Below are 22,610 nucleotides of genomic sequence, written 5' to 3'. Positions count from 1 at the left end.
CATGAGTTTTTGGCAAATCTGGGGTTGGGGTCTGGCGGTGGTAATGATTCCATTAACCTTGGCGTGGTTGTGGAGTGTCAAAATTACCAATGCCAGCATTGTGGATATCTGTTGGGGCATGTGTTTTGTGGCCTTGACCTGGTGGTATTTTAGCCAAGCTCAGGGCGATGCTCAACGCCGTTTGATCATCAGCAGTTTGGTGACAATTTGGGGCTTGCGTTTATCAATTTACATTGGTTGGCGTAATTGGGGCAAGCCTGAAGATTATCGTTATGTTGAGTTTCGTCAGCGCTATGGAGCTGAACGCTATTGGTGGTTTAGCTTTTTCCAAGTGTTTTTGCTGCAAGGCGTATTGGCGTTGCTGATCTCGTTGACCTTACTTGGTGCCCAAATCGGCCCAAAAAGCTGGAATTGGCTCGATTATCTAGCAATTGGGGTTTGGCTGATTGGCTTTGGTTTTGAGGCGATTGGCGATTGGCAGATGGCACGGTTCAAGGCCAATCCGGCCAACAAAGGCCACGTTATGCGCTCTGGCTTATGGCGCTACACCCGCCACCCCAATTATTTTGGCGATGCGACGGTGTGGTGGGGTTATGCGCTCTTTGCGATTGCCGCTGGTAGCTATTGGCAAATTATCGGTGCCTTGCTTATGACCTGGCTGATTATTCGAATTTCAGGTGTGCTGCTGTTAGAACGCACAATGATCAAAACTAAGCCGCAGTATGCCGATTACATTGCTAAAACCAGCGCCTTCTTGCCGTGGTTTCCCAAAAGCTAAATAAATGACGGAGCAGAGCTAACGTTTTGATCCACGAAGGACACGAAGCGCACGAAGAGAGTAGGCTATAGGCTTTTGGCTTTTCGAAATCATTGTCATTTCACAAATTGTTCCGATAGCCTAGCGCCAATAGTCATATCCCCTTTGTGTCCTTCGTGTCCTTCGTGGATCAATCTGCATATCTCATACTTACGATAATGGTACAATAGCAGCGGGCATTCGCCCCTTGCTGATTGTATATACCCAATGGTGCTGACAATCTATGTCCACAATATTGCTTGTAGAAGATGAAGCCCTGCTCGCCGATACGCTCCGTTACAACCTTGAACGCGAAGGCTACACCGTGCTTTCTGCTTCCGATGGAGTTACCGGGCTGGATTTAGCCCGCGCCGAACAGCCCGATTTGCTGATTTTAGATGTGATGTTGCCCAAACTCGACGGCTTTTCAGTCTGTCGAATTTTACGGCGTGAAACCAATATCCCGATTATGATGCTGACTGCCCGCCAAGATGAAGTTGATCGGATCGCTGGCTTGGAATTGGGCGCTGATGATTATGTGATTAAGCCATTTAGCCTTGGTGAATTACTGGCCCGCGTTCGAGCGATTTTGCGTCGTACCGACCGCCAACCAACCGGAGTTGAACGCGAATTGCTGACCGCCGCCAATCTTAAGGTCGATACTGGCAGTCGTCGGGTGTTTCGTGATAACAACGAAATTACGCTCGCTCAGAAGGAATTCGACTTGTTGGTGTGTTTGATGCGCAACCGTGGCATGGCGCTTTCGCGCGATTTGCTGCTCGAACGAGTTTGGGGTTACGATTTTCCAGGCGATTCGCGCACGGTCGATGTGCATGTGCGTTGGCTGCGTGAGAAAGTTGAAGTAGACCCCAGCAACCCAATTTATATTCAAACTGTGCGTGGGATTGGCTATCGTTTTAATGATCAACTTAGCCGTAGCGAGCGCAAAAACTAATGACTTGGATTGTGTTGTTGGCGTTGACAACGATGATCGCGTTGCTTTGGGGTTGGCGTGGTCAACGCAATCTCCGCCGTGAACTGGCCTATTTACGCAATCGGCCTGTGGTTGCCCCAACCCCATCAGCCGATCCATTTAATCAGTTGTTTCGCACGCTCAGCGCCGCGCTTGATGCAGGCGTGATTGTCGTCAATGATGGCCGCACCATTCGTTATTGTAACGATGTTGCGGCTAAATTATTTGGGGTTAGTGCCAATGCGGTTGTCAATCATAGCGTGATTACGTTGGTACGCGATTATCAGGCCGATACCATGATCGAGCAATCGATTAGGCGACGCGACCCGCAGCAAGTAACCTTGCAACCAGTGCTCTCGAATCGTACAATTCGGATTTGGTGTGAGCCATTGCCTGAAAGCGGCGCGTTAATTCTAGCCCGCGATTTAACCCAACTGAGTTTGCTGGAGCGGGCGCGGCGCGATTTGGTGGCCAACGTTTCGCACGAATTACGCACACCACTAGCCTCAATCAAACTCTTGGTTGAAACTTTAGCAACCCAGCCACCACCCGAATTAGCCCAACGCATGCTGGGCCAAGTCGATACCGAGCTGGATGCGGTGATGCAGTTGGTTGATGAATTGCACGAACTTTCGCAGATCGAATCTGGGCGCACGGCCTTGCAATTGCAGCCAACTCCAGTCGAAGATATTGTTGAACGGGCTAATGATCGGATTCAGCCGCAAGCCAAGCGCAAAGATCTGCGAGTGGCGGTGACAATTGCCCCTGATCTGCCCGAAGTCTATGTTGATCGCGACCGAATTAGCCAAGTGCTGCTCAATTTGTTGCATAATGCAGTTAAATGGACTGATGCTGGCGGCACGATTACAATTGAAGCTGGCTTGCGTTCGCGTAGCGAACTGGGCCATCATCTTAGCCGCATGCTTGAGCCAAGCAATCGTTGGGTGATTATGGCAATTCACGATACTGGCGCGGGCATTCCAGCCGAGGCGATTCCGCGAATTTTCGAGCGTTTCTATAAAGTTGATCGGGCGCGGACGCGCGGGGTTGGTGGCACAGGCTTGGGTTTGGCAATTGTCAAACACTTGGTCGAAGGTCATGGCGGTGTGGTTTGGGTTGCCAGCAGCGAAGGTCGCGGTAGCACTTTTACCGTAGCCCTGCCAGTCGTCGAAGATGATTAATTGTGTGGTTTGAGGGAAATCATGACGGGATTAAACATTCAAGCATGGGCTGAACAGTTACGTCGGCAAGTTGGGCAGGTGGTGGTTGGCAAGCAAACGAGCGTCGATTTATTACTAACCGCGCTGTTGTGCGAAGGCCATGTGCTACTGGAAGATGTGCCAGGCGTGGGCAAAACCACCCTGATTCGAGCGCTAGCCCAAAGCCTTGATTGCCAATTTCGGCGAGTGCAATTTACTCCCGACTTGTTGCCCAGCGATGTAACTGGCCTGAATTTTTATAATCAAAAATTGAGTGAATTTCAGTTTCGAGCCGGACCGTTGTTTGCCAACATTGTGTTGGCCGATGAAATTAACCGCGCTACGCCGCGCACGCAATCGGCCTTGCTCGAAGCTATGGCCGAAGCCACGATTACGATTGATGGCGAAACTCATCAATTAACGCGGCCATTTTTGGTGCTCGCCACCCAAAACCCGATCGAATTAGAAGGCACTTTTCCCTTGCCCGAAGCCCAACTCGACCGCTTTTTGCTGCGAGTTAATTTGGGTTATCCCAGCGAAGCCGAAGAACATGCGATTATCCAACGCTTTAATCAAGGCGATCCATGGATGGCGATGCAAGCTGTGAGCGATCAAAGCCAGCTGTTGGCGGCAATTCAGGCAGTGCGCACTGTGCATCTGAGCGATGCAGTGCGTAATTATGCAATTGCGATTGTGCGAGCAACCCGCGAGCATAGCGAAATTGAGTTGGGTGCTAGTCCGCGTGGCTCGTTGGCCTTAACTCGCGCCGCTCAAGCTTGGGCATTAGTTCATGGCCGCGATTTTGTGCTGCCTGATGATGTAAAGCAACTTGTGCCCAGTGTGCTAGCCCATCGGCTGATTTTGAATGCTGAAGCGCGGTTGGCACAACGCAGCCCTGAAAAAATTCTAGCCGATATTGTCAAAAGCATTGCAACTCCAGTTGAGGAACGGGCATGAAAGGGCGACGAGCAGGCTTATTTGTTTTGGTCTTGCTCTTGATCATTGGCTTGCTAAGCGATGTAACGTTGTTGCCGTTGGTCGCGATGCTGGGGATTATGGCCTTGCTCGCGGTCGAATTATGGGAATGGCGCATGTTTAAGCATGTTGATTATCAACGTGAACTAGGCCATACCCATCTGTTCCCCGACAACCGCACAACCCTTAGCATTACCCTGCGCAATCGCAAATTTTTGCCCTTGCCATTTGTTAATTTGCACGATTTGGTTCCAGTAGGCATCACGCTTGAGCAGATTGAAACCCAACCTGCTGCTAGCCCCAATTATCGGGTGCTAGCGCGGGCATTTGGCATCAGCAGTTATCAGCAAGTAACCCGCCAATATACAATTTTGTGCCCACAGCGCGGTTTGCACCGTTTTGGCCCAGCCAATTTGAGTGCTAGCGATCCGCTTGGGCTGAGTATTAGTCGCGCAACAATTAATGAGATTGATCGCTTGATCGTCTACCCTCGCTTGTTAACTGAGCCAGAATTAGGCTTGCCGTTACGCGAGTTATTGGGCACGATTCGCGCCTCGCAGCGCTTATTGACCGACCCTGTTGTGCCGATTGGTATCCGCGATTATACCCAAAGCGACCCGCTCAAAAGCATTCACTGGACGGCGACAGCGCGGCGCGGCCAATTACAAACTCGCATTTATGAGCCAGTTACGGCGCTGACCGTGATGTGTATTCTTGATATCGAAACGATTGTGCCATCCTATCTTGGGGTGAATAAATTTCAGGGCGAACGTTTAATTAGTATGGCGGCAACGGTTTGTAGCGCTTTACACAAAGCTGGCCATGCGATTGGTTTATGGTCGAATGCCGCGCTGGTTGAGGGCAACACGGCCATTCAGCTGCCGCCCAATCGTAGCCCCAAACAGGCCAGCGCCATCTTGGAAGTATTGGCCCAAATGTCGCTCTACTCGCGGCTAGAAATTGCCAAATTTATTGGGCGTGAACAATCACGCTTACCGCTAGGCGCGACGGTTTTGCTGATTAGTGCGGTGGATACGCCGGCTCATCGCAGCGCCTTGGCCCGTTTACGCGAATATGGCTATGCCCCCGTTTGGCTCTATTTAGGCCAGCATGCACCAAAAGTTGCTGGAGTTAAGTTGATTCATAGTCACCAGAGGGAGCCATGATCAATCGTCAGAGCGCCAAATTAATCGTTTTGCTCAGCGCATGCATCGCCTATAGCAGCTTGATCAGCGTTGTACTGAATAGCCTTGATAGCGCTGGCGAGCAGCCAAGTGCGGTTTGGCGCTGGCCAATTTTCGTGTTTGGCACGATTACCATGGTCAGTTTGCGAATGCGTTTGCGTCAGCGCGGCGCGATCATTACTGCTGCCGCTGCGATTGGCATCGCCATGGTTGGCTGGCTCTGGATTCGCAGCGAACGCAGTGGCCAAGAATTGGTCTTGAGTGGGTTTGGGGTGGGCTTTTTGATGTCGCGGGCGATCAATTCAGATCAATGGAATCACGATTGGTTGCAACAGCTCTTTTGGCGGGGACTGGGCGTATTGGTGGCGTTTGTGGCGCTTGGCCCAGTTATGACTCGTGGCGCATTAGAACAGCCAGGTTTGCTGCAACTTTTTATTATTCAAGCCTTGGCGTTTGTAGCGGCATGTTTATTTGCGATTATGCTTGATCAAAGCAACCAAGCTGAGTTGCAAACCCCGCCGATGTTGGGTTGGAGCAGCCTATTTACCTTGGCACTCGTAGCGATTCCCTTGCTGTTGTTTGGGGTTGCCGACGGTCAACGCAGCATCTTAGGCCTAATTTTCGGCGCATTTATGGATGGTTTGGTGCTGATTGCTGGCGGTTTAGCTGTTGCTTTATCGTGGTTGGTTGGCTGGCTGATTCCCTCATTCAAGCCCAATCAACGCCCACCAATCGAGCCAAGCATGCCTGAAGCGGTTGATCCTTCAACATTAATGCCTGAAGAAACCAGCCAAATCAGCTCGTGGCTCGGCGATCTGCTCAATATTGGGGTGGCAATTATTCTGATCATGATGATTGCTTGGCTGATTTATCGAGTGGTACACTGGCTGCGCGATTTTGAAACTAAGCCGATTGCCCAAGGCGAAGTCGTCATCGAACAATCGATTTGGTCGTTCGATAGCCTGCGTGAGCAAATTTTGGAGCGTTTTCGGCGCAAAAAACCATGGAAGCTTGATACCAACGATCCCCAGGTACAAAAAGTGCGGCGAATTTATACTCAATTTTTGGAGCTGGGCGAAGATCATGGCCAACCACGCAGCAAGCATCAAACAGCTCACGAATATGGGCGTGGGTATGCGCAACAACAGCCAACTAACGAGCCAGCGATTGCAGAACTAACAGCTATCTATACCCAAGCCCGCTATGCCGAGCAACTTGATGCCGAGGCCGTAGCTCGGGCTGAACAAGCCCTAAAAACGATCCAAAAACAGCAGCCCTAGAAACGCCATTGCACGCTATGCCACAAGGCAAATTGATGGGGAATTGTTTGCGGTTTGCTGGTTGAAAGCATCATCGATAACGCTGGATAGCGTTCGAGCCAACTGCTGACCCAATGTGACCAACGTTGTTGATCGCTTTGATTGAGTTGATCCCAGCCTTCGATCAATAACAACCATAAACCAGCGGCTAAGCCACGTTTAACAGCCAATTCAGTCATGGCAAAGCCAAGCTTCTCAATCTCTTGGTGCAGCAAATGCAACGGCTGAGTTAGGCGGCTTAGCGGCTGTTGCACCTGGTAGAGCAACGGCAAATAGGCGGTTGGTAATTGAGCGCCGCGTGCCCATTGCAAACACAATTGGCGCATTGCCAACGACCGCGAACCAGGCTCGATCAAGGCCAAACGCGGCGTTTCGCGCAGGGCATCGCGCAAGGTCATCGATGGGCCGCCCTCAACTTGTTGAAATTGCAGCGGCAAACGTTGCAAATGGGGCAGCAATGGTTGGGAACCAACCAAACTCTCGCCCTCAAGCAAGTGGTGACGATAACGCCGAATCTGCCGACCATCACGGAGGCGCGGGAGGAAGTTAAGTCGAAAGGTTGCTAAGGCCATATGCCGTCCCTCCTAAAACGATAGCTGTGAGGTTTAGCCTAAGGCTTGCCAACCATGGATTCAATCGGTTAAGGTTACAAAGCGATGACATATGAAAGTCAAAAGGCAGAAGTCAAAAGCAAAAGGGGATCAGTGGTTGAGGGATGGGGATCAGCATTTAGCGCAGAGGATTAATGGCAATGGGCTATGGGCTATCGGAATATTTTAGAGCAAACAAAAGCCCATAGCCTACTACCTTCGTGATCTTCGTGTCCTTCGTGGATCAAAATCCAGATCCCTTATCCCTGACCCCTAACCCACACATTACAATGAGGTAAGCTTGTATGCAGTATATTGCGGCACTCGACCAAGGTACAACCAGCACGCGCTGTATGGTTTTCGACCATAATGGCAATGTTGTCGGCGTTGATCAACGTGAGCATACCCAGATTTTCCCGCAGCCAGGCTGGGTCGAGCATAATCCCGCCGAGATTTGGCAACGAACCCAGGGCGTGATCGCAGGAGCACTAGCGGCTGCCAACATCGAAAAAAGCGATCTGGCGGCGCTGGGCATTACCAATCAGCGTGAAACAACCGTCATTTGGGATCGCCACACCGGCAAGGCAATCTACAATGCTTTAGTTTGGCAAGATACCCGCACTGATGCGCTGGTGCGCCAATTTGCTGCTGACGGTGGACAAGATCGTTTTCGGGCGCAAACTGGATTGCCCTTGGCGACCTATTTTTCAGCCACCAAAATTCGTTGGCTGCTTGATCAGGTTGAGGGTGCGCAAGCAGCGGCTGAAGCAGGCGATTTGTTGTTTGGCACGATCGATTGTTTTGTTGCTTGGTGGTTGACGGGTGGCCCCCATGGTGGATTGCACATCACCGACACAACGAATGCCTCACGTACCTTGCTGCTCAACCTCACGACTGGCGATTGGGATGCTGAATTATTGGAGATTTTTCGCATTCCGCGCAGCATGTTGCCAAATGTGCGCTCCTCAAGCGAGGTGTATGGGACATGTCGCGGCCAACTCGATGGCGTGCCATTAGCAGGAATTTTGGGTGATCAACAAGCTGCAACGGTTGGGCAAGTATGCTTTGAAGTTGGCGAGGCCAAAAATACCTATGGCACTGGCAATTTTATGCTGCTCAATACTGGTGAGCGCTTGGTGCAATCGCGCCATGGCTTAATTACCACGCCAGCCTATCATTTTGGCAAGCAGCCAACGTGGGCCTTAGAAGGCTCAATCGCAGTAACTGGCTCGTTGGTGCAATGGCTACGCGACAATTTGGGGATTATCCACAGTGCGGCTGAGGTCGAACCGTTGGCTGCCAGCGTAGCCGATAACGGTGGCGTATATCTGGTGCCAGCCTTTTCGGGCTTGTTTGCCCCGCATTGGCGCTCCGATGCGCGAGGCGTGTTGGTTGGGCTAACGCGCTATGCCAATAAAGCTCATATCGCGCGAGCGGCGCTTGAAGCCACTGCCTACCAAACCCGCGAAGTCGTCAGCGCCATGGCCCAAGATTCAGGGGTTGAGTTGACGGCGCTCAAAGTTGATGGCGGAATGGTGGCGAATGAATTGCTTATGCAGTTTCAGGCTGATATTTTGGGTGTACCAGTTGTGCGGCCCAAAGTTGCCGAAACCACCGCCTTGGGGGCTGCCTACGCCGCTGGTTTGGCTGTTGGCTACTGGGCGAATCCAGCTGAATTACGCGCCAACTGGAGCGAAAGCAAGCGTTGGGAGCCGCAAATGAGCAGCGATCAGCGTGATAGCTTGTATGCACAATGGAACAAAGCAGTGCAACGCACGCTCAATTGGCAAGAATAAGCTGGCAAATCCGTCTTGATACTAGCCAAATCAGCGGTTGGTTTGGCTACCAAATTGCTACTTTAGAAAACCTACAATCGGTGGTATTGTGGGTATATCCAAAAATACATTGATTGGTTTGTGATATACCCAGCTCACAATTCACTCCAGACGTTTGGCAAAGATTCAAAGACGCTTCATATTGTGGTCCTGGCTTTGGCAACTCCTGCTAACTCCGCAGCCAACCGCGATGAGTGCGTTAGTTTTGGCTATTGACCCAACTTGCGGAGGTAGTGGCATGGCGCTTGACCAGCCAACAGTTGCCTTAATTGTCGGAATTGGCTTGTTGCTCCAAGCATTGGTGATTGGGGCTTTTTTAGTCTTTGTGCGGCGCTATCAAGGGATTCGCTGCTTCTTGATTGGCACAATTGGCTTGGGTTTGGGCTTTTTAGCCTTGGCGTTATTGCCTCAAACCTCAATCGTAGCAATCACAAGTAGTTATATTCTGATTCTCAGTGGCTTGTTTGGGCTAAGCAGTGGCATTTTACGCTTCATTGGAGCCGCCAGCTCAGCCAAAATTTATGCGATCTGCTGGCTAATCGTTGCTAGCATGCTCAGTCTGTGCGCATGGTTGTTTGCCGATTCAGGCTTAATTATCAATTTGGCGATGCTGATCGGGAGTGCTGGCATGGCCTATACTGCGCTCCAGGTGTTTTTCCAGCGTACCATCCCGTATCAAAGTGCTAGCCGTTTGTTGGCTTTAGCCTTGACCCTCAAAATGGCATTTGTTGTTTTGGGATTGGCCTATTTTTGGTATAGCCAACGCTGGCCTAGCCTGACGACGTTGAAATTAGGCTATAGCGTGTTGATTTTGCTGCTTTCGTTGCTGTGGACTGGTGGCTTTGCGGTAATGATTACCCAACGCATGCAATGTGATTTATCGGCCTTAGCCAGTATTGATGTCTTAACTGGCATCGCCAATCGCCGCGCAATCAACGAATATTTAGAGCAGGCAATTGCCAAATGGCGGCGCAACCAGCAGGGTTTTGCGGTAATCATGCTCGATATTGATTGTTTTAAGCAGATTAATGATCGCTATGGTCACCACGCGGGCGATTCCGTGTTACGCCATATTGCCTTGGTGCTGAGCGAACAAGTGCGTATTAATGATCTGATTGGGCGCTGGGGTGGTGAAGAGTTTCTATTAATTGTTGATGCCGACACGATTCAGCAGGCAACACTGATGGCTGAACGCTTACGTCAAGCTATTCAGCAACAGCCAACCGTCTGGAATGATCAGGTGATTCAGCATACAGTCAGCATTGGGATTGCGGTCTGTGGAATGCATGGCTTCAACGAAGCCCAATTGCTGACTGCTGCCGATTTAGCACTCTACGAGGCCAAGGAAACAGGTAAAAATCGCTGGATTGTCTATGAGCGCCGTTTGTTGAACCAACTTGATCCAACCCTAGAACTGGCCAACGAAGGACTTATTTTCGATGTTGATTCATCGATTTATGCCTAATGCGCTGGCTGGGCTTGCGGTTCAGGGCTAGGCAAGCCAACCGCAATTAATGCGCCTGCCACAACCAACACGCTGCCCATCAGGTAGGGCGAGGCTTCGCCAACGTTCGAGAGCATCCAGGTGGCATAGAGCGGGGCAAAAATCCGCGCCAAACTGCTCATCGACTGATACAAGCCCATATTCTCGCCGCGCTCGCTAGCAGGTGAATTGCGGCTGACCAACGACGAAAGCGATGGCGTGAGCAAGCCCTCGCCAACTGCCAGCACAATACAAATTGCCACCAAATGCCACACATTTTGAATAAAGCCCAAGCCCGCCAACGAAAGCGCGAGCAGCAACGAGCCAGACACAATCAGGGTTGCTTCGCCAAACCGCGCCGCCAAACGGCGAATTAAGCCGCCTTGCACAATCGCGACCACAATCCCAACCCCGGCCAAAGTATAGCCTGTTTGATGCGAGCCAAACTCCAACCGTCGCGCCGCAAACAAGGCAAAAGTTGTTTCAAAGGCCACAAATGCCAAGTTGATCAACAAGGTAATACTGAGCAAACGGCCAACATTGGGCTTGCGAACTGCCGCCAGCAGTTTCATTGGGTTAAAAGTACGGCCTTGTTGAGGTGCATGGCGCTCTGGCTCAGGCAATACCACAATCGTTAAAATCAGGCTGAGCACTGCAATGCCTGCGGCTACGAAAATTGGCAACTGATAATTGCCATCTTTGCTGAGCAACGCGCCGATGGCTGGGCCAGCGATAAAGCCTAAGCCAAGTGCCGCCCCAACCATGCCCATCCCGCGAGCACGATCTTTGTCGGTGGTGATATCGCTAACATAGGCTTGGGCAATCGAGATGTTACCGCCAGTTGCGCCATCGAACATGCGCCCGACGAACAGCCAAATCAGGCTATTGGCAAAACCAAATAGCAACAAACTACAAACCGTGCCAATCAAACTTAAAATCAGCAGTGGGCGACGACCATAGCGGTCGGATAATTGGCCAAGGATCGGGGCAAAGATAAATTGCATCAAGGCATAGCTGCCTACAATCATGCCCACCTGAACCTCGGAAGCCCCAAACTCCTGCGCATAAAACGGCGTGATCGGAATCACCACACCATAGCTCATGGTTCCAACAAACGCGATCAAAAAAATGGTCAAAAGTGGAGAGCGTTTCATAGGCGAGTCTATAGCCAAGCGGCTACTGGCTCCTTATCACTAGATTAGCCGTTGCCGTTACGGCGAGCGGCGAGAACATCTTCAACCGCCAGCGAACAACCGCGCAATTCTGCGCCGCTGGCTCGACCAAGCACCTCAAACCCATCAGCCACAACCACGCCTAAATCTTCGGTTTGCAACGCGAGCACCGAATAGAGGTTGGCCAAATCAAGGTGGCGTAATAGCCCAGTTTGGCCAGCGGGCAATGGCACAAAGGTGGTTGGATCGACGATCTGGGTGCGAACCCAGGGCACAATCACTTTATGGCGTGGCTGCCATTCGCGCAGGTAGGCCGAGTGTAACGAGCAATCGTAGAATTGGCTGCCCAACTCGGTCATACCATATTCGTTGACACACATGGTCGATGGAATTCCCAAAACTTCGCTATAGAGCGCATAAAGATCATTGCGGGCAATTTCGCGAACTTTGCCTTTAGAGCCGCCCGTATCCATCAAACGACTGCCTTTGGGCAATTGCCAACGCTTACCATGCTCGGCACACCAATCCAAAAAATAGACGAAGGTATACATTACGCCCATCAAACAAACTGGAGTATTATTGGCAACCGCTGCATCAAGCGACTCGGCGAGGCTGGCTGAATCCAAACCAGCCGCGCTAAACACATAGCGGCTTTCAGCTGTGCCATGCTGCTCAACCGCATCGCTGATCATATGGGCTAGCGACGATTGTGCTAGCTCATTGGGATGCCAAAAAAGCACATAGATTGGCAGGCGTTTAGCATCGGGAAACAGATGATAGGCTAAATTTGGGCGTAACGACGCTTCATACAACGAGCGATCGCGAATATAGTGCGTGCCGCGTTGTTCGCTGCCTTGAGTTGTACCGCTGGTGCGATAAATCGCCTGGGCTTCTTCAGGCGGAAAGGTGGTTAATGGCAGATGTTTGAAGGCCGTGGTTGGCACTGCCGGAATCTCAGACCAATGCTTTACCCGCTCAGGGCTGAGCATGCGGCGTTCACAATAGCGCTGATACACCAGATTATGCTGCCATTGATAGCGAAACGTGCGCAAGGCTAAATCATTAAACAAACTATCGTCATCGGGGTCAATCGGGCGAACACCCGCCTTCATCAAAGCCCGAATTTCAAAATCGAGCGTTTCAATTTCGTTCATTTCCAACCTCAGGTGAGCCAAAACACGCCCTCAGGACGCGCCTTGAATTGTACCACGCTCAATCTGGGTAAGGATGAAGGATGCGGGATGAAGGTTGAAGAACAGAGAGCAAAGGCTAGGCAACTGGGCGATTGGCTCTAGGCGCTGGGCTATCAGGGTATTTTTCGTGCAATTCGTGGATTTCATGGCGAAAAAATCAGTCTTCGTGCGCTTTGTGGATCAAAACCGTCTGGCCCTCGCCCCCGACAACTGATCCTCAGCTAAAACAACAACACGCCATGAAACTTCATAGCGTGTGATTTGGCGGGTGGAGAGGGATTCGAACCCTCGAGAGCTTTGACACCCTACGGCATTTCCAGTGCCGCGCACTCGACCAACTATGCGACCCACCCGTGCGCCGCGCATTATACCAAAGAATAGCTTAGCAGGCAACGCCGATGATTTGTTGAATCAGCCCTTGGATCTGATTGAGGGTAAAGGGTTTGGCAAGGAAGTAGGGTTGTTGATGCAAGGGGAATTGAGCACGCACATCAGCTTCACTATGCCCACTCATCAGCACAACGGGCACATTACTTAGCCGTTGCATCTCGCGACATAAGGCCACGCCAGGCTCGTCGGGCAACTCAAAATCCACTACCACTGCTTCTAATGCTCGTTCATGACAGATGGCACGTGCCGCCCTCACGCTCTCGGCCTCGCAGGTTGCCACATCGATCCGTGCTAGGGCTGCTGCCACAAACGCACGAATAAACGGCGAATCATCGACAACTAAGACCATACACAGGTTCTCCTACATGGAGTAGTATTTCCTGACTATAGTATACCGTAGTTTTGCTCAGCGCAAACAATTAGGGTAGCAGTGTATTTCGTCCCCTCACCCTCGCCCAGCTTCTACTGCGGCGGGCGAGGGGTGCAATGGTAGGCGGTTCTCATATGCATCAAGCTAGGGCGAGGCTGTCAGAGGGTGCGGGCTTACAAATGATTGCCAATCCAATGAACCATTACAAGCAGCTCTAAGAAAGTACAGTTATAGGATAGATGTTCCAGCGCGAGTTGAGCGACGCTGGAACAATTTAATTTAGGCCGACCAACCCCAACCAACACCATCGGGTTTGGCATCTACCCCTGGCATCGTTCGCGTCAAACGCCAAACTTGCCGCGTGGTTGGGTCACGAATTTGAAAAAGTGCTTGGGTTTCAGTCTGATCAATCAATAAATATTCGAGGTTTAAGTTGGATGGTGGAGTATTAAGCCAATGCGCAATCTCTTGGACATAACGCTGGGGCTGCTGTTTGAAAAACTGATCGCCTTCGCTAAACCCAAGCGTTACGGCAGTTTGATCAAGCTCCATCATAATTGCACTATTGAGCATGTCGGCGATTTCGTTGGCAGTGCTTTCCTCACGATTCGTCCGAATACAGACATATTCGCTCAAATCGAATGGCTCGGTGTGTTGTTCAAGAGGGTGCAATGGAAACGTAGCCAAGGGGAAGCCAAGTTGATCAGGGTGGAGGGGTTCCGATACGGCAGTACATGGTTGCGAATCCGTCGCAGCGATCACCAACCAATGGTCGCGGGCCGGATGATGTAACAACATACGTCGTTGCATAAAGACTCCTCTACGCATCGTTGAGAAAGGAGAATCAAAGTATACAGCATGTTCCTCTCAATGCGTATTCTATTATAGCCCAATTTGTAAAAATAATTAATACACCGTTACGTATCTAGCTCGATAGATTAAAATCGTTTTCGTTATGTGTATACCTATTGCCTCGATGCTATTTGATATACGATTCATCGATATTAATAGCAAGAATTGGCGCTTAAATAATAAAATAGCGTGTAATAACACGCTATGTTTAAATATTCATTGGATTGTTTGATTATTGGGCTATAACATCACGACGTAAGCTAATCATCTCGTGTAATAACGTGAAGCCAACGCGTTCATAGACTTTAAGCGCATTAGGATTATCTTGATCAACGACTAATTCTAGTTCTTGAATCGTTTCTACACTGAAAATCCAAGCTAAACAATGCTGCATAATCTTGATTGCAATACCTCGGCCACGGGCAGCAGGCGTAACACCGACAAATTCAATCCCTGCTTCGGCAAACTCTGGTTGACGTTCGGTATAAATATAACCAAGTAGTTGTTCACCATCACGTATAATAAACACCTGGCGATCATGATTGATTCGTTCCAGAATTTGGCTCCCACTGTAGTAGGTTTGAGGAAAAAGTTGGTCATGCAATTCGCAGAAGGCAGCATGTAATTCGGCGGGCAATATTTCAACATCACCAGTCGTTACATGTTCAGTTAATTGTGAACGTTTGTAACTTAAAATTGCGTGGGTATTGCGCTGGTAAAATTGCTGACGCGCAGCCCAATCACGCACAAATTGATTTTGCAAATTGCAAAAAATATCGATCATGGTGACATGCGCTTGGAGTTCTGGCAATAATTCAGCGAGTAAGGCATCGGCCAGTTCAAAGCGATGTTCGCCCAAGGCAATCGGCCCCCACAAAAAAGCGCGGCCTGTATCAGAAATTTGTTCCAAGCCAATCAAGCCGATTAACTGGTCCGCCTCGAAGGCTAAGGCAAATTGCTGCTCAATCGGAAACTCAAGCTCACGCCATGTTTGGGCAATTTGTTCGGCTTGCGGGCCGGCAAACCCTAAATGGGTGCTGGGATCGTGTTGAAATTGGGCCATAAAGGCGGCGGCTTGGTCAATTTGAGTTGCTTGCATACGGCTAATCGTTGGCATCTATTTACCTCACATTCAGCTATTTGGTACTAGGTTATTTTCTTGGTATCATGGCTCAAATAGATCAATCGTTGGATGGATTGGAGCGTACAGCGGTGGGAGCATGGAATATCATCGGAAATGAGTGGGCAGTCGAATTATTACGCTTGGCAATTGCCCGTAATGCAGCCAGCCATGCCTATTTGCTGACAGGTTTACCCAACATTGGCAAAGCGACGCTTGCCTTGCGCATGGCTCAAGCGCTCAACTGCGAAGCCAATAATGGTGATGTTTGTGGCAACTGCCGAGCTTGTAAGCGGATTGCTAAAGGCAATTTTCCTGATGTGCGGATTGTGGGCTTGGCTGAACAGGCCGCCCAACAAAAGGCCAGCGAAAGCGTCAAAACCCGTTTGGGTATCGACACCGTGCGCGAATGGCAGGCTGATATTGCCCTACGGCCTTACGAAGGGCGACGGCGGGTCTTTATTATGCACGATGCTGAAACCATGACCGAACAAGCCGCCAACGCTTTGCTCAAAACGCTTGAAGAGCCACCACCGTTTGCCACCTTGATTTTGGTGGCCAATAGTGCTGGCGATTTGTTGCCGACAATCACCTCACGTTGCCATGTACTCAAATTACGCCCAGTGCCACGCCAACAAGTGACCCAAGCATTAATCGAACACTGGCAGATTGCCCCCGATGATGCGGCGATTGTGGCTGCATGGAGCGCAGGTCGCATCGGCTGGGCCGCAGCAGTTGCCCAATCGCCCGACTTGTTGCAAGCTCGCGCCGAACAACTTGAGAGTTTGATCGAGTTGCCAAGCAAACCGCTGGTTGAGCGCTTCAAATGGGCAGAAGGCTGGAGCAAAGCCAATCGTGAGCGTGATGAGCTGTTTGCCATGCTTGAATTATGGCAAGTTTGGTGGCGCGATGTGTTATTGATTGCCGCTGGCACGCAGCAAGGCCTGATTAATATTGATCGAGTTGAAGATTTACAGGCGTTATCACGCTTGCCATTAACGGCAATTCATAAAACGCTCAAGGGCATTAACGATGCAGTAACCCAAATTCGCGAGAATGTTAGCCCGCAATTGGCTTTAGAAGGCGTGTTGCTGAATTTAGCTGGGGCAAAGTAGCAACGAGGGATCAGGAGTCAGTCGTTAGGGATCAGTAAAGGTTTTTTAGCCACAGATTGGCACAGATTATCCAGATGAGATTCCTGCTTAGCCAAGGCTTGCGCCTCATGCTTCGGTTCTGTAGGCTTTTGCCTTCTGATTTGTTACCTTCATCCCTCTCTCTGCGCCTCTGCGTAAAACCCTAGCCTATCGTCTCTATGTTCTAAGCTCTACGCTCTAACTAGGGAACCCGCGTCATACCGCCGATATCGCCTGGCTCTTCGATTAAAACTGGAGGATTACCGACCAAATCCATCTGCCAAAGGCCTGAGAACGTCCAAACATACAACAGCGAACCATCAACGACGATCCGAGGATCTTCGAAGATTTCGCTATTGACCGGCTTGCCTTGACCTGTCGCCAGATCAACCGACCACACTTGCCAGCCCAAACCATGGGCAGATGCTGGCGTGACAAACCAATCGACCCAGTTTGGTTGATGTTGGCCAATTGTCAAAGGGCTGGCCGCGATATAAATTGTTTTGCCATCCGCCGACCAGATTGGTGCTTCTAAGGCACTCACCAAGTTGGGCTGATCAAACAGCACCCGCTCTTGCTTAGTTTGTAAATCGTAGAGGTATAAGGTTGGGTAAATGCCGTCGCGGGTACGCACGAAGGCCAATTGGCGGCCATCAGGCGACACCGATGGAAATGTTCCGGTCATGACGAGAGTTTGTTGCACACCACTAGCAAGATCAATCGCTACAATCGAGCTGCCTGATTGCAAAAAGACCCCATCGTTATCAAAACGCAAGGTTTGATACACCCCATACAAGGTTTTGCCATCAGGCGACCAAACTGGCGTATCGAGTGAATCGTAAATTTGCAGACCATCGCGCTTGCCGCCATCGGGCACAAACAACGATTTACTGGCTCCGCCATCAACCGCAATTTGGTTGGCATGATTAACGGGCACAACAAAGGGTTGCTCGGCACTAGGAGTTGGCACAGGTGGCCGATACGAATAGACCACGCTTTTGCCATCGGGAGCAATACTAGGGAAGGTTGAGTAGGCATTGGGCGCTTCGTTGGTTAATTGCGTCCACTGTTTAGCGGGCAAATCGAAACGCCACAAATCCCCACCCCGCGAGATAATCAGCGAAATATCGCCAAGCTTGGGGGCAACCGCAGCTGGCGGGGTTACCGTCGCCGAATTAGCCGCCCCACAACTTGACAAGAGAATACAAACAAGAACACAAATCACGAATCGCATGAATTATCGCTCGCGGAGATACAGCGCTATATCAGTGCCTTGATTACTGCGCGGATCAATATAGGCTCGTGGAATAAAGCCAACTCGCTCGAAACCAGCTTGCTCGTAGGCTGCCGGTAACGCCGGATGATCAAGCGGCACATGTCCGATCAATTGGTTGGCAAAATGGTTCGATGGCAATTGGCGCAGCATTTCATTCAACAACACCGAGGCTTGATCCATATGTCCTGCCGCCAAGTAGCAATCGACCAAAAGCTGATGTTGTTGGTAGTAGGGGTTGGGCCATGGGTAAACTGGTGGCATAATGCTACCCCAACCAACAATCGCGCCGCTGGCCGCCGTCAGGCCAGTCAAAACCGCCACATCACCCTCTTGCTGCTCGAAAGCTGGAAAGAAATCGTCGGCTCCAATATTGGCATCGCCCAACATTTGTAAGCCATAATGGCGCACAATCCGATTATCCGGCGCATTGAATAATGATAACAACAACGGCACATCAGCCCGATCCGAGGAGCGCATAAAAACCGCTGTGCTCGGAGCAAACAACTGCTTAAGGAAATTTTCGGGCGAATCACCATCACTAATGCGCCATGCAATCCGATTGCCAGTGCGGCTACTTTCGCTCTCATTAATCGTCACAAAATGATACTGCTCATAGAACGACATGGCACTATCATTATGTTCAGTGCTAATAATCAGCGCTTGGCCGCCGCTGGACTCAAAATCGTTAATCGCCAACTTCAACAATTTACTAGCCAAGCCGCGGCGACGATATGGCTCAGCTGTATAAACCCGATGAATCGAACCCAATTGTGGACAGAATTTTGAACGGCAGAGCAACATCGCGCTCACAGGCCGTCCCTGCACTTGGGCCAAGTACCAAACATCTTGGCTAAAGCGCAACCCAACCAGGCGTAGGTGCATATCAAACGACCAACGCCAAGCGACCGCCGGATCTTCACCCCATCGGTGGTAAAGCTCCTCAAGCGGTTGGGCAAATTCAGAAGCAAGCGGTTGGATGCGCGAGAGGACTGCCTCAGTTCCTGCACCCAGAGCAATCCGCGCAACTTCTTCGTACATCAGCGACCCTCCAAGCTCGATAGCTCGTGTGTAGGTCGCATCATACTCTAGGCCTTGCCGCTTGTCCACTACAGCCCATAGCGCAGCAATTTTGGCCGATTTCATCCGCCTCAACGCGAAAAAGGGGAACTTATTTCAATCACTGACGTTATTGCTCTATTGGCATATGCGGTTTCTTTGATATGCCTTGCAGGTTCACGCTGTTTTGAGCGAAGCACGAGGGGAATTTGGTTGCGGTTAACACCAGATCCTCATTCTTGACGCAGTATTCGGGACATATTGCCTTTGGAGGTACGAGTGGTTCGTCGTTTTTTTCGTTGTAGTTTGCTGCTGATGCTGGCCGTTGGAGCAATCGCTAGCCAGCATGCCACCCCGCTGGCCGCCCAAAGCCCTCAGTCAAGCCCAAGCCAATTGGCAATTCGTGGTCAACTTGGCGGTGATAGCTCAACCATGGTCGTTGCCGAACAAGCTGCTTATGTTGGCATCGGTCCACGGGTCGTAACCTACGATTTGCACAATCCCAATCAGCCAAATCTAGCCAACCAAAGCAGCCTTTTACCCGCCACCGTGCAAGATTTGGCCTTAGGCGAGGGCTATTTGTACGCCGCCTTGGGCTATGGCCGTGAACATGGCTTGGCTACATTTTCCTTAGCCACTCCATTAACACCAACGCTTGTAAGTTTTTACCCGCTTGAATTATCGGCCATGAGTGTTTTCAGCTATCAAGATTATGTCTATGTGCAAGTTGATGATGGCTTGCAGGTGTTCGATTTGAGCAATCCTAGCCAACCACAATTGGTCAATCAACTTAATCAATATGGCATTGCCGCCGCAACGGTTCAAGGCGATCATGTGTATCTCAATATTCAATCGTGGCTTTCGGGCTTCGATAGCTTGAATATCGTCGATTTGAGCACACCCATGACTCCAACGCTCAAAGGTTCGATCGTGCTTGGCGATATTTTAGATATCGAAATTGCCGCTAATTATGCGTATGTCAATACTCAAATGGGCCTGCGGGTGGTTGATATCAGCAATGGCAGCAACCCAAACATTATCAACCAAACCGATGATGTTGCTGGATTACAACTAACCGCAAGTGGCAACACACTCACAATGATTGGGCTAGATTATGCCTTACACACGTGGGATATTACCAACCCAATCACGCCGACCGAAATTGCTGCCAGCTCCGAAACGGTGCTTGGCTGGCCAACAGCCTTAATTGCCCAACAAAACCTTGGCTATGTGCTGACTCGTTCAGGCCAAATTAATGTCTTCGATTGGAGCACTCGCCAAGCTCCCACGCGCATCAGTGCGACTGAAACCCCTGGCTGCAAGGAAAATGTAGCCTTGCAAGTGGTTGGCGATTATGCCTATGTGGCCGATTGGGGCCGTGGTTTGTGCATTGTTGATGTGCGCAATCCCCAACAACCAAGCGTGATTGGCCGCTTCGATTTAACCACCGATCGCAACGCCGTCACCGATATTGCCGTCCAAGGCTCGTTGGTATATATGGTCGATTGGAGCCACGGAATTTATGTGATCGATGTCAGCGACCCAACCGAACCAACTCAAGTCAGTTTCTTTGCAACCGCTGGCTTTCCAGCAGCAATTGCGGTCAATGGCCCGATGGTCTATGTTGGCGAATCGATCAACGATCAAGGCGTTGGTGGCAGTGTACGGATTTTCGATCTCAGCGATTTGGCCAATCCAGTTGAGCATAGTCAGTTCTACACCAGCAAAGTCGCCCAATTAGCCGTGATCGATCAAACCGTGTATGTGGCCGACAACGAAGGCGGCCTGCGGATTCTCGATGTTAGCAATCCTGATAACATTCAGATGATCGGCCAATATGCTGAAAATTGGTTCGCCATGGATTTAGCGATTCAGGATGAGTATGTGTATTTGGCGACGACTAGCGGCTTAGAAATTGTCGATATCAGCAACCCCAGCCAACCAATCCCAGCAGGCCGCCTTGGCGATCGCTTGATTGATGGCATCGTTGTGGCGGGCGATAATGCGTATATTGGTGAAAATGGTAGCATTCGCCAAATCGATATCAGCCAACCGAGCAACCCTCAAGTTGTAGCCGAAACCCTGCTAGCTCGCGATTCATGGATTCTACCAGCGCTGCATGGTGGAGAGATTGTAGGCTTGAGCTATCATGGTGGTGGCATGTTCGTACTTGAGCCAGAATATCAATTATTTTTGCCTGTAATCAGCAAAAACTAATTAAGCATTGAATAACGAACTGCTGGCGCATAATCTGCTATGGATATGCGCCAGCAGTGCTTTTTTAAGCATTTTGCTTAACACTTGCTTATTTTGATTAAAGCTATGTTATAATTGGCCAAAGGTGCCGTTAGGAGGCACTACCACTGTGAAGAACCTCGTCGCTTGATGCACGTATTATCGTTCGGATGTCCGCTGTACTCCCGATCATTCAAGCATGCACTGACGACCCCAACAGTAGAACCACGACCTGTGGAGTAATAATGGAACGTTTACATAAGTTTTTGGCGCGGGCCGGCGTAGATTCACGTCGGGCTTGCGAAGAGTTGATGTTGGCTGGGCGCGTATCGGTTAATGGACGAGTTCAACGCGAATTAGGAACCCAGATCGACCCCGATAAAGATGACATTCGAGTTGATGGCGAACAAATTACACCTCCAACCGAGCTTCATTACGTCTTATTGCACAAACCAAGCAGCGTCATGACCACGTTGCATGACCCTGAAGGCCGCCAAACCGTCGCCGATTTAGTCAAATCGCACAATCGTTTATTTCCCGTAGGCCGCCTCGATTACGATAGCGAAGGGCTATTGTTGCTGACCGATGATGGTGATCTCACGTTCCGTTTGACCCACCCATCGTTCGAAGTCGAAAAAGAATATCAGGCCTTGTTAAACCAAACACCATCAGTTGAGCAATTGCGCGAGTGGCGCAATGGGGTTGAGCTTGACGATGGCAAAACAGCACCTGCATGGATCGAATTGTTAAATGAAACCGCCGATGGAACTTGGGTTCGGGTGGTTATTCACGAAGGTCGCAACCGCCAAATTCGGCGGGTTGCCGAAGCATTAGGCTTAGAAGTCCGCCGCTTGATCCGGTTGCGCGAAGGCCCACTAACTTTAGGTGAATTACAAGCAGGCCAATGGCGAGCATTAACACCCACCGAAATTGATCGTTTGCGTATGCACGGCAAGCAAAGCAAAGCATGGACACCAGTACGCCCACAAGAAAACGCCGAGGGTGGCAAACCACGCCGTCAAGTTCGGCGGATTGATCGGTCTGGACAGTTGGTAGAACGTCGGGCTGATGTTGAACCGCGCTTACAACGAGCGCCTCACTTTACTTCACAGGAAAATACAATGTCATTTGAAGATTTCTCAATCGAAGAAGAACGCTCCACCGATCGCCCACGCCGTCGCCCAGAACCTCGCCGCGAAGGTGGATTTAGCGACCGTGGCCCCCGCCGTGATGGCGGCAGCCCTAGCGACGACCGTGGCCCCCGCCGCGAAGGTGGATTTAGCGAACGCGGTCCGCGCCGTGAAGCTGGCGATTTTGGCGACCGTGGTCCACGCCGCGAAGCTGGTTTCGGCGAACGTGGTCCACGCCGCGATGGCGGTGGCTTTGGTGAACGCGGCCCGCGCCGCGATGGTGACGGCCCGCGCCGCGATTTTGGCGACCGTGGCCCACGTCGTGAAGG

19 protein-coding genes and 1 tRNA gene are annotated in these 22,610 nt (G+C 50.7%); 11 read left to right on the top strand and 9 right to left on the bottom strand.

Annotation, left to right across the window (positions count from 1 at the left end; all coding sequences use genetic code 11):
• The first annotated feature begins 1 nt into the window (after position 1).
• The 6 genes from DEF47_RS23995 to DEF47_RS23970 all read left to right on the top strand — a co-directional run bounded on the left by DEF47_RS23995 (position 2) and on the right by DEF47_RS23970 (position 6,407).
• Complete coding sequence (locus DEF47_RS23995; RefSeq protein WP_012188361.1) at positions 2-778, top strand: DUF1295 domain-containing protein; 777 nt, start codon at positions 2-4, stop codon at positions 776-778.
• A gap of 262 nt (positions 779-1,040) precedes the next feature.
• Positions 1,041-1,751 (top strand): response regulator, encoded by a 711-nt coding sequence (locus DEF47_RS23990; protein ID WP_012188360.1) that lies wholly within the window; start codon positions 1,041-1,043, stop codon positions 1,749-1,751.
• The gene (locus DEF47_RS23985) at positions 1,751-2,950 is read left to right on the top strand and encodes a sensor histidine kinase (RefSeq protein ID WP_012188359.1); all 1,200 of its coding nucleotides are present in this window, start codon (positions 1,751-1,753) and stop codon (positions 2,948-2,950) included. Before DEF47_RS23990 ends, DEF47_RS23985 begins: the two co-directional genes overlap by 1 nt.
• A gap of 21 nt (positions 2,951-2,971) precedes the next feature.
• Entirely contained in the window at positions 2,972-3,925 is a 954-nt protein-coding gene (locus DEF47_RS23980) for an AAA family ATPase (protein WP_012188358.1), read from the top strand.
• Positions 3,922-5,109, top strand: coding sequence for a DUF58 domain-containing protein (locus tag DEF47_RS23975; RefSeq protein WP_012188357.1), 1,188 nt, complete (start codon positions 3,922-3,924; stop codon positions 5,107-5,109). The genes DEF47_RS23980 and DEF47_RS23975 overlap by 4 nt, the downstream gene beginning before the upstream one ends.
• Positions 5,106-6,407: a DUF4129 domain-containing protein gene (locus DEF47_RS23970; RefSeq protein WP_012188356.1), complete on the top strand. Its 1,302-nt coding sequence runs from the start codon at positions 5,106-5,108 to the stop codon at positions 6,405-6,407. The genes DEF47_RS23975 and DEF47_RS23970 overlap by 4 nt, the downstream gene beginning before the upstream one ends.
• Here the strand turns inward: DEF47_RS23970 and DEF47_RS23965 are convergent.
• Complete coding sequence (locus tag DEF47_RS23965) at positions 6,404-7,018, bottom strand: hypothetical protein (RefSeq protein ID WP_012188355.1); 615 nt, start codon at positions 7,016-7,018, stop codon at positions 6,404-6,406. The two genes, DEF47_RS23970 and DEF47_RS23965, sit on opposite strands and share 4 nt — an antisense overlap.
• Before the next feature lie 323 nt (positions 7,019-7,341).
• On the opposite strand from DEF47_RS23965, the gene glpK reads away from it, so the two are divergent.
• Positions 7,342-8,832, top strand: coding sequence for a glycerol kinase GlpK (gene glpK / locus DEF47_RS23960; protein ID WP_012188354.1), 1,491 nt, complete (start codon positions 7,342-7,344; stop codon positions 8,830-8,832).
• A 277-nt stretch (positions 8,833-9,109) separates the two neighbouring features.
• Positions 9,110-10,336, top strand: a complete 1,227-nt coding sequence (locus DEF47_RS23955) for a GGDEF domain-containing protein (protein WP_012188353.1) — start codon at positions 9,110-9,112, stop codon at positions 10,334-10,336.
• Here DEF47_RS23955 and DEF47_RS23950 read toward each other — a convergent pair.
• The 6 genes from DEF47_RS23950 to DEF47_RS23925 form a co-directional block, all read right to left on the bottom strand.
• Positions 10,333-11,508: an MFS transporter gene (locus tag DEF47_RS23950; protein WP_012188352.1), complete on the bottom strand. Its 1,176-nt coding sequence runs from the start codon at positions 11,506-11,508 to the stop codon at positions 10,333-10,335. The two genes, DEF47_RS23955 and DEF47_RS23950, sit on opposite strands and share 4 nt — an antisense overlap.
• A 44-nt stretch (positions 11,509-11,552) precedes the next feature.
• Positions 11,553-12,680: a LuxE/PaaK family acyltransferase gene (locus tag DEF47_RS23945; RefSeq protein WP_012188351.1), complete on the bottom strand. Its 1,128-nt coding sequence runs from the start codon at positions 12,678-12,680 to the stop codon at positions 11,553-11,555.
• Between the two features lie 301 nt (positions 12,681-12,981).
• Positions 12,982-13,072, bottom strand: a tRNA-Ser gene (locus tag DEF47_RS23940).
• A gap of 29 nt (positions 13,073-13,101) precedes the next feature.
• Positions 13,102-13,458: a response regulator gene (locus tag DEF47_RS23935; protein WP_012188350.1), complete on the bottom strand. Its 357-nt coding sequence runs from the start codon at positions 13,456-13,458 to the stop codon at positions 13,102-13,104.
• A 300-nt stretch (positions 13,459-13,758) separates the two neighbouring features.
• On the bottom strand, positions 13,759-14,289 hold the full coding sequence (locus DEF47_RS23930) for a hypothetical protein (RefSeq protein ID WP_041304019.1): 531 nt from the start codon (positions 14,287-14,289) through the stop codon (positions 13,759-13,761).
• Between the two features lie 274 nt (positions 14,290-14,563).
• The gene (locus DEF47_RS23925) at positions 14,564-15,448 is read right to left on the bottom strand and encodes a GNAT family N-acetyltransferase (protein WP_012188348.1); all 885 of its coding nucleotides are present in this window, start codon (positions 15,446-15,448) and stop codon (positions 14,564-14,566) included.
• 50 nt (positions 15,449-15,498) lie between these two features.
• Here DEF47_RS23925 and holB point away from each other — a divergent pair, with 50 nt between their 5' ends.
• The gene (gene holB / locus DEF47_RS23920) at positions 15,499-16,566 is read left to right on the top strand and encodes a DNA polymerase III subunit delta' (protein ID WP_287045372.1); all 1,068 of its coding nucleotides are present in this window, start codon (positions 15,499-15,501) and stop codon (positions 16,564-16,566) included.
• 220 nt (positions 16,567-16,786) lie between these two features.
• Here holB and DEF47_RS23915 read toward each other — a convergent pair whose 3' ends face one another.
• Together DEF47_RS23915 and DEF47_RS23910 are read right to left on the bottom strand one after the other, a co-directional pair.
• On the bottom strand, positions 16,787-17,818 hold the full coding sequence (locus tag DEF47_RS23915; RefSeq protein ID WP_012188346.1) for a TolB family protein: 1,032 nt from the start codon (positions 17,816-17,818) through the stop codon (positions 16,787-16,789).
• Positions 17,819-17,821: 3 nt separating this feature from the next.
• Positions 17,822-18,898: a GNAT family N-acetyltransferase gene (locus DEF47_RS23910; protein ID WP_012188345.1), complete on the bottom strand. Its 1,077-nt coding sequence runs from the start codon at positions 18,896-18,898 to the stop codon at positions 17,822-17,824.
• Between the two features lie 297 nt (positions 18,899-19,195).
• Between DEF47_RS23910 and DEF47_RS23905 the strand changes: the two genes are divergently transcribed.
• Together DEF47_RS23905 and DEF47_RS23900 are read left to right on the top strand one after the other, a co-directional pair.
• A complete protein-coding gene (locus tag DEF47_RS23905; RefSeq protein ID WP_012188344.1) occupies positions 19,196-21,133 on the top strand; it encodes an LVIVD repeat-containing protein in 1,938 nt (645 codons plus the stop codon).
• 263 nt (positions 21,134-21,396) lie between these two features.
• The coding region (locus DEF47_RS23900; protein WP_287045371.1) for a pseudouridine synthase at positions 21,397-22,610 on the top strand (1,214 nt) is incomplete at its 3' end.

Origin of the sequence: Herpetosiphon sp. (genome assembly GCF_003512625.1) — a bacterium.
Lineage (GTDB): Bacteria > Chloroflexota > Chloroflexia > Chloroflexales > Herpetosiphonaceae > Herpetosiphon > Herpetosiphon aurantiacus.
The sequence above is the reverse complement of the archived record's forward strand: the minus strand, read 5'-3'. Positions and strand labels throughout refer to the sequence as shown.

Coding starts and splice junctions, on each gene's coding strand:
- DEF47_RS23995 (WP_012188361.1), top strand. CDS start 2: ATGAGTTTTTGGCAAATCTGGGGTTGGGGTCTGGCGGTGGTAATGATT.
- DEF47_RS23990 (WP_012188360.1), top strand. CDS start 1,041: ATGTCCACAATATTGCTTGTAGAAGATGAAGCCCTGCTCGCCGATACG.
- DEF47_RS23985 (WP_012188359.1), top strand. CDS start 1,751: ATGACTTGGATTGTGTTGTTGGCGTTGACAACGATGATCGCGTTGCTT.
- DEF47_RS23980 (WP_012188358.1), top strand. CDS start 2,972: ATGACGGGATTAAACATTCAAGCATGGGCTGAACAGTTACGTCGGCAA.
- DEF47_RS23975 (WP_012188357.1), top strand. CDS start 3,922: ATGAAAGGGCGACGAGCAGGCTTATTTGTTTTGGTCTTGCTCTTGATC.
- DEF47_RS23970 (WP_012188356.1), top strand. CDS start 5,106: ATGATCAATCGTCAGAGCGCCAAATTAATCGTTTTGCTCAGCGCATGC.
- DEF47_RS23965 (WP_012188355.1), bottom strand. CDS start 7,018: ATGGCCTTAGCAACCTTTCGACTTAACTTCCTCCCGCGCCTCCGTGAT.
- glpK (WP_012188354.1), top strand. CDS start 7,342: ATGCAGTATATTGCGGCACTCGACCAAGGTACAACCAGCACGCGCTGT.
- DEF47_RS23955 (WP_012188353.1), top strand. CDS start 9,110: ATGGCGCTTGACCAGCCAACAGTTGCCTTAATTGTCGGAATTGGCTTG.
- DEF47_RS23950 (WP_012188352.1), bottom strand. CDS start 11,508: ATGAAACGCTCTCCACTTTTGACCATTTTTTTGATCGCGTTTGTTGGA.
- DEF47_RS23945 (WP_012188351.1), bottom strand. CDS start 12,680: ATGAACGAAATTGAAACGCTCGATTTTGAAATTCGGGCTTTGATGAAG.
- DEF47_RS23935 (WP_012188350.1), bottom strand. CDS start 13,458: ATGGTCTTAGTTGTCGATGATTCGCCGTTTATTCGTGCGTTTGTGGCA.
- DEF47_RS23930 (WP_041304019.1), bottom strand. CDS start 14,289: ATGCAACGACGTATGTTGTTACATCATCCGGCCCGCGACCATTGGTTG.
- DEF47_RS23925 (WP_012188348.1), bottom strand. CDS start 15,448: ATGCCAACGATTAGCCGTATGCAAGCAACTCAAATTGACCAAGCCGCC.
- holB (WP_287045372.1), top strand. CDS start 15,499: ATGGCTCAAATAGATCAATCGTTGGATGGATTGGAGCGTACAGCGGTG.
- DEF47_RS23915 (WP_012188346.1), bottom strand. CDS start 17,818: ATGCGATTCGTGATTTGTGTTCTTGTTTGTATTCTCTTGTCAAGTTGT.
- DEF47_RS23910 (WP_012188345.1), bottom strand. CDS start 18,898: ATGTACGAAGAAGTTGCGCGGATTGCTCTGGGTGCAGGAACTGAGGCA.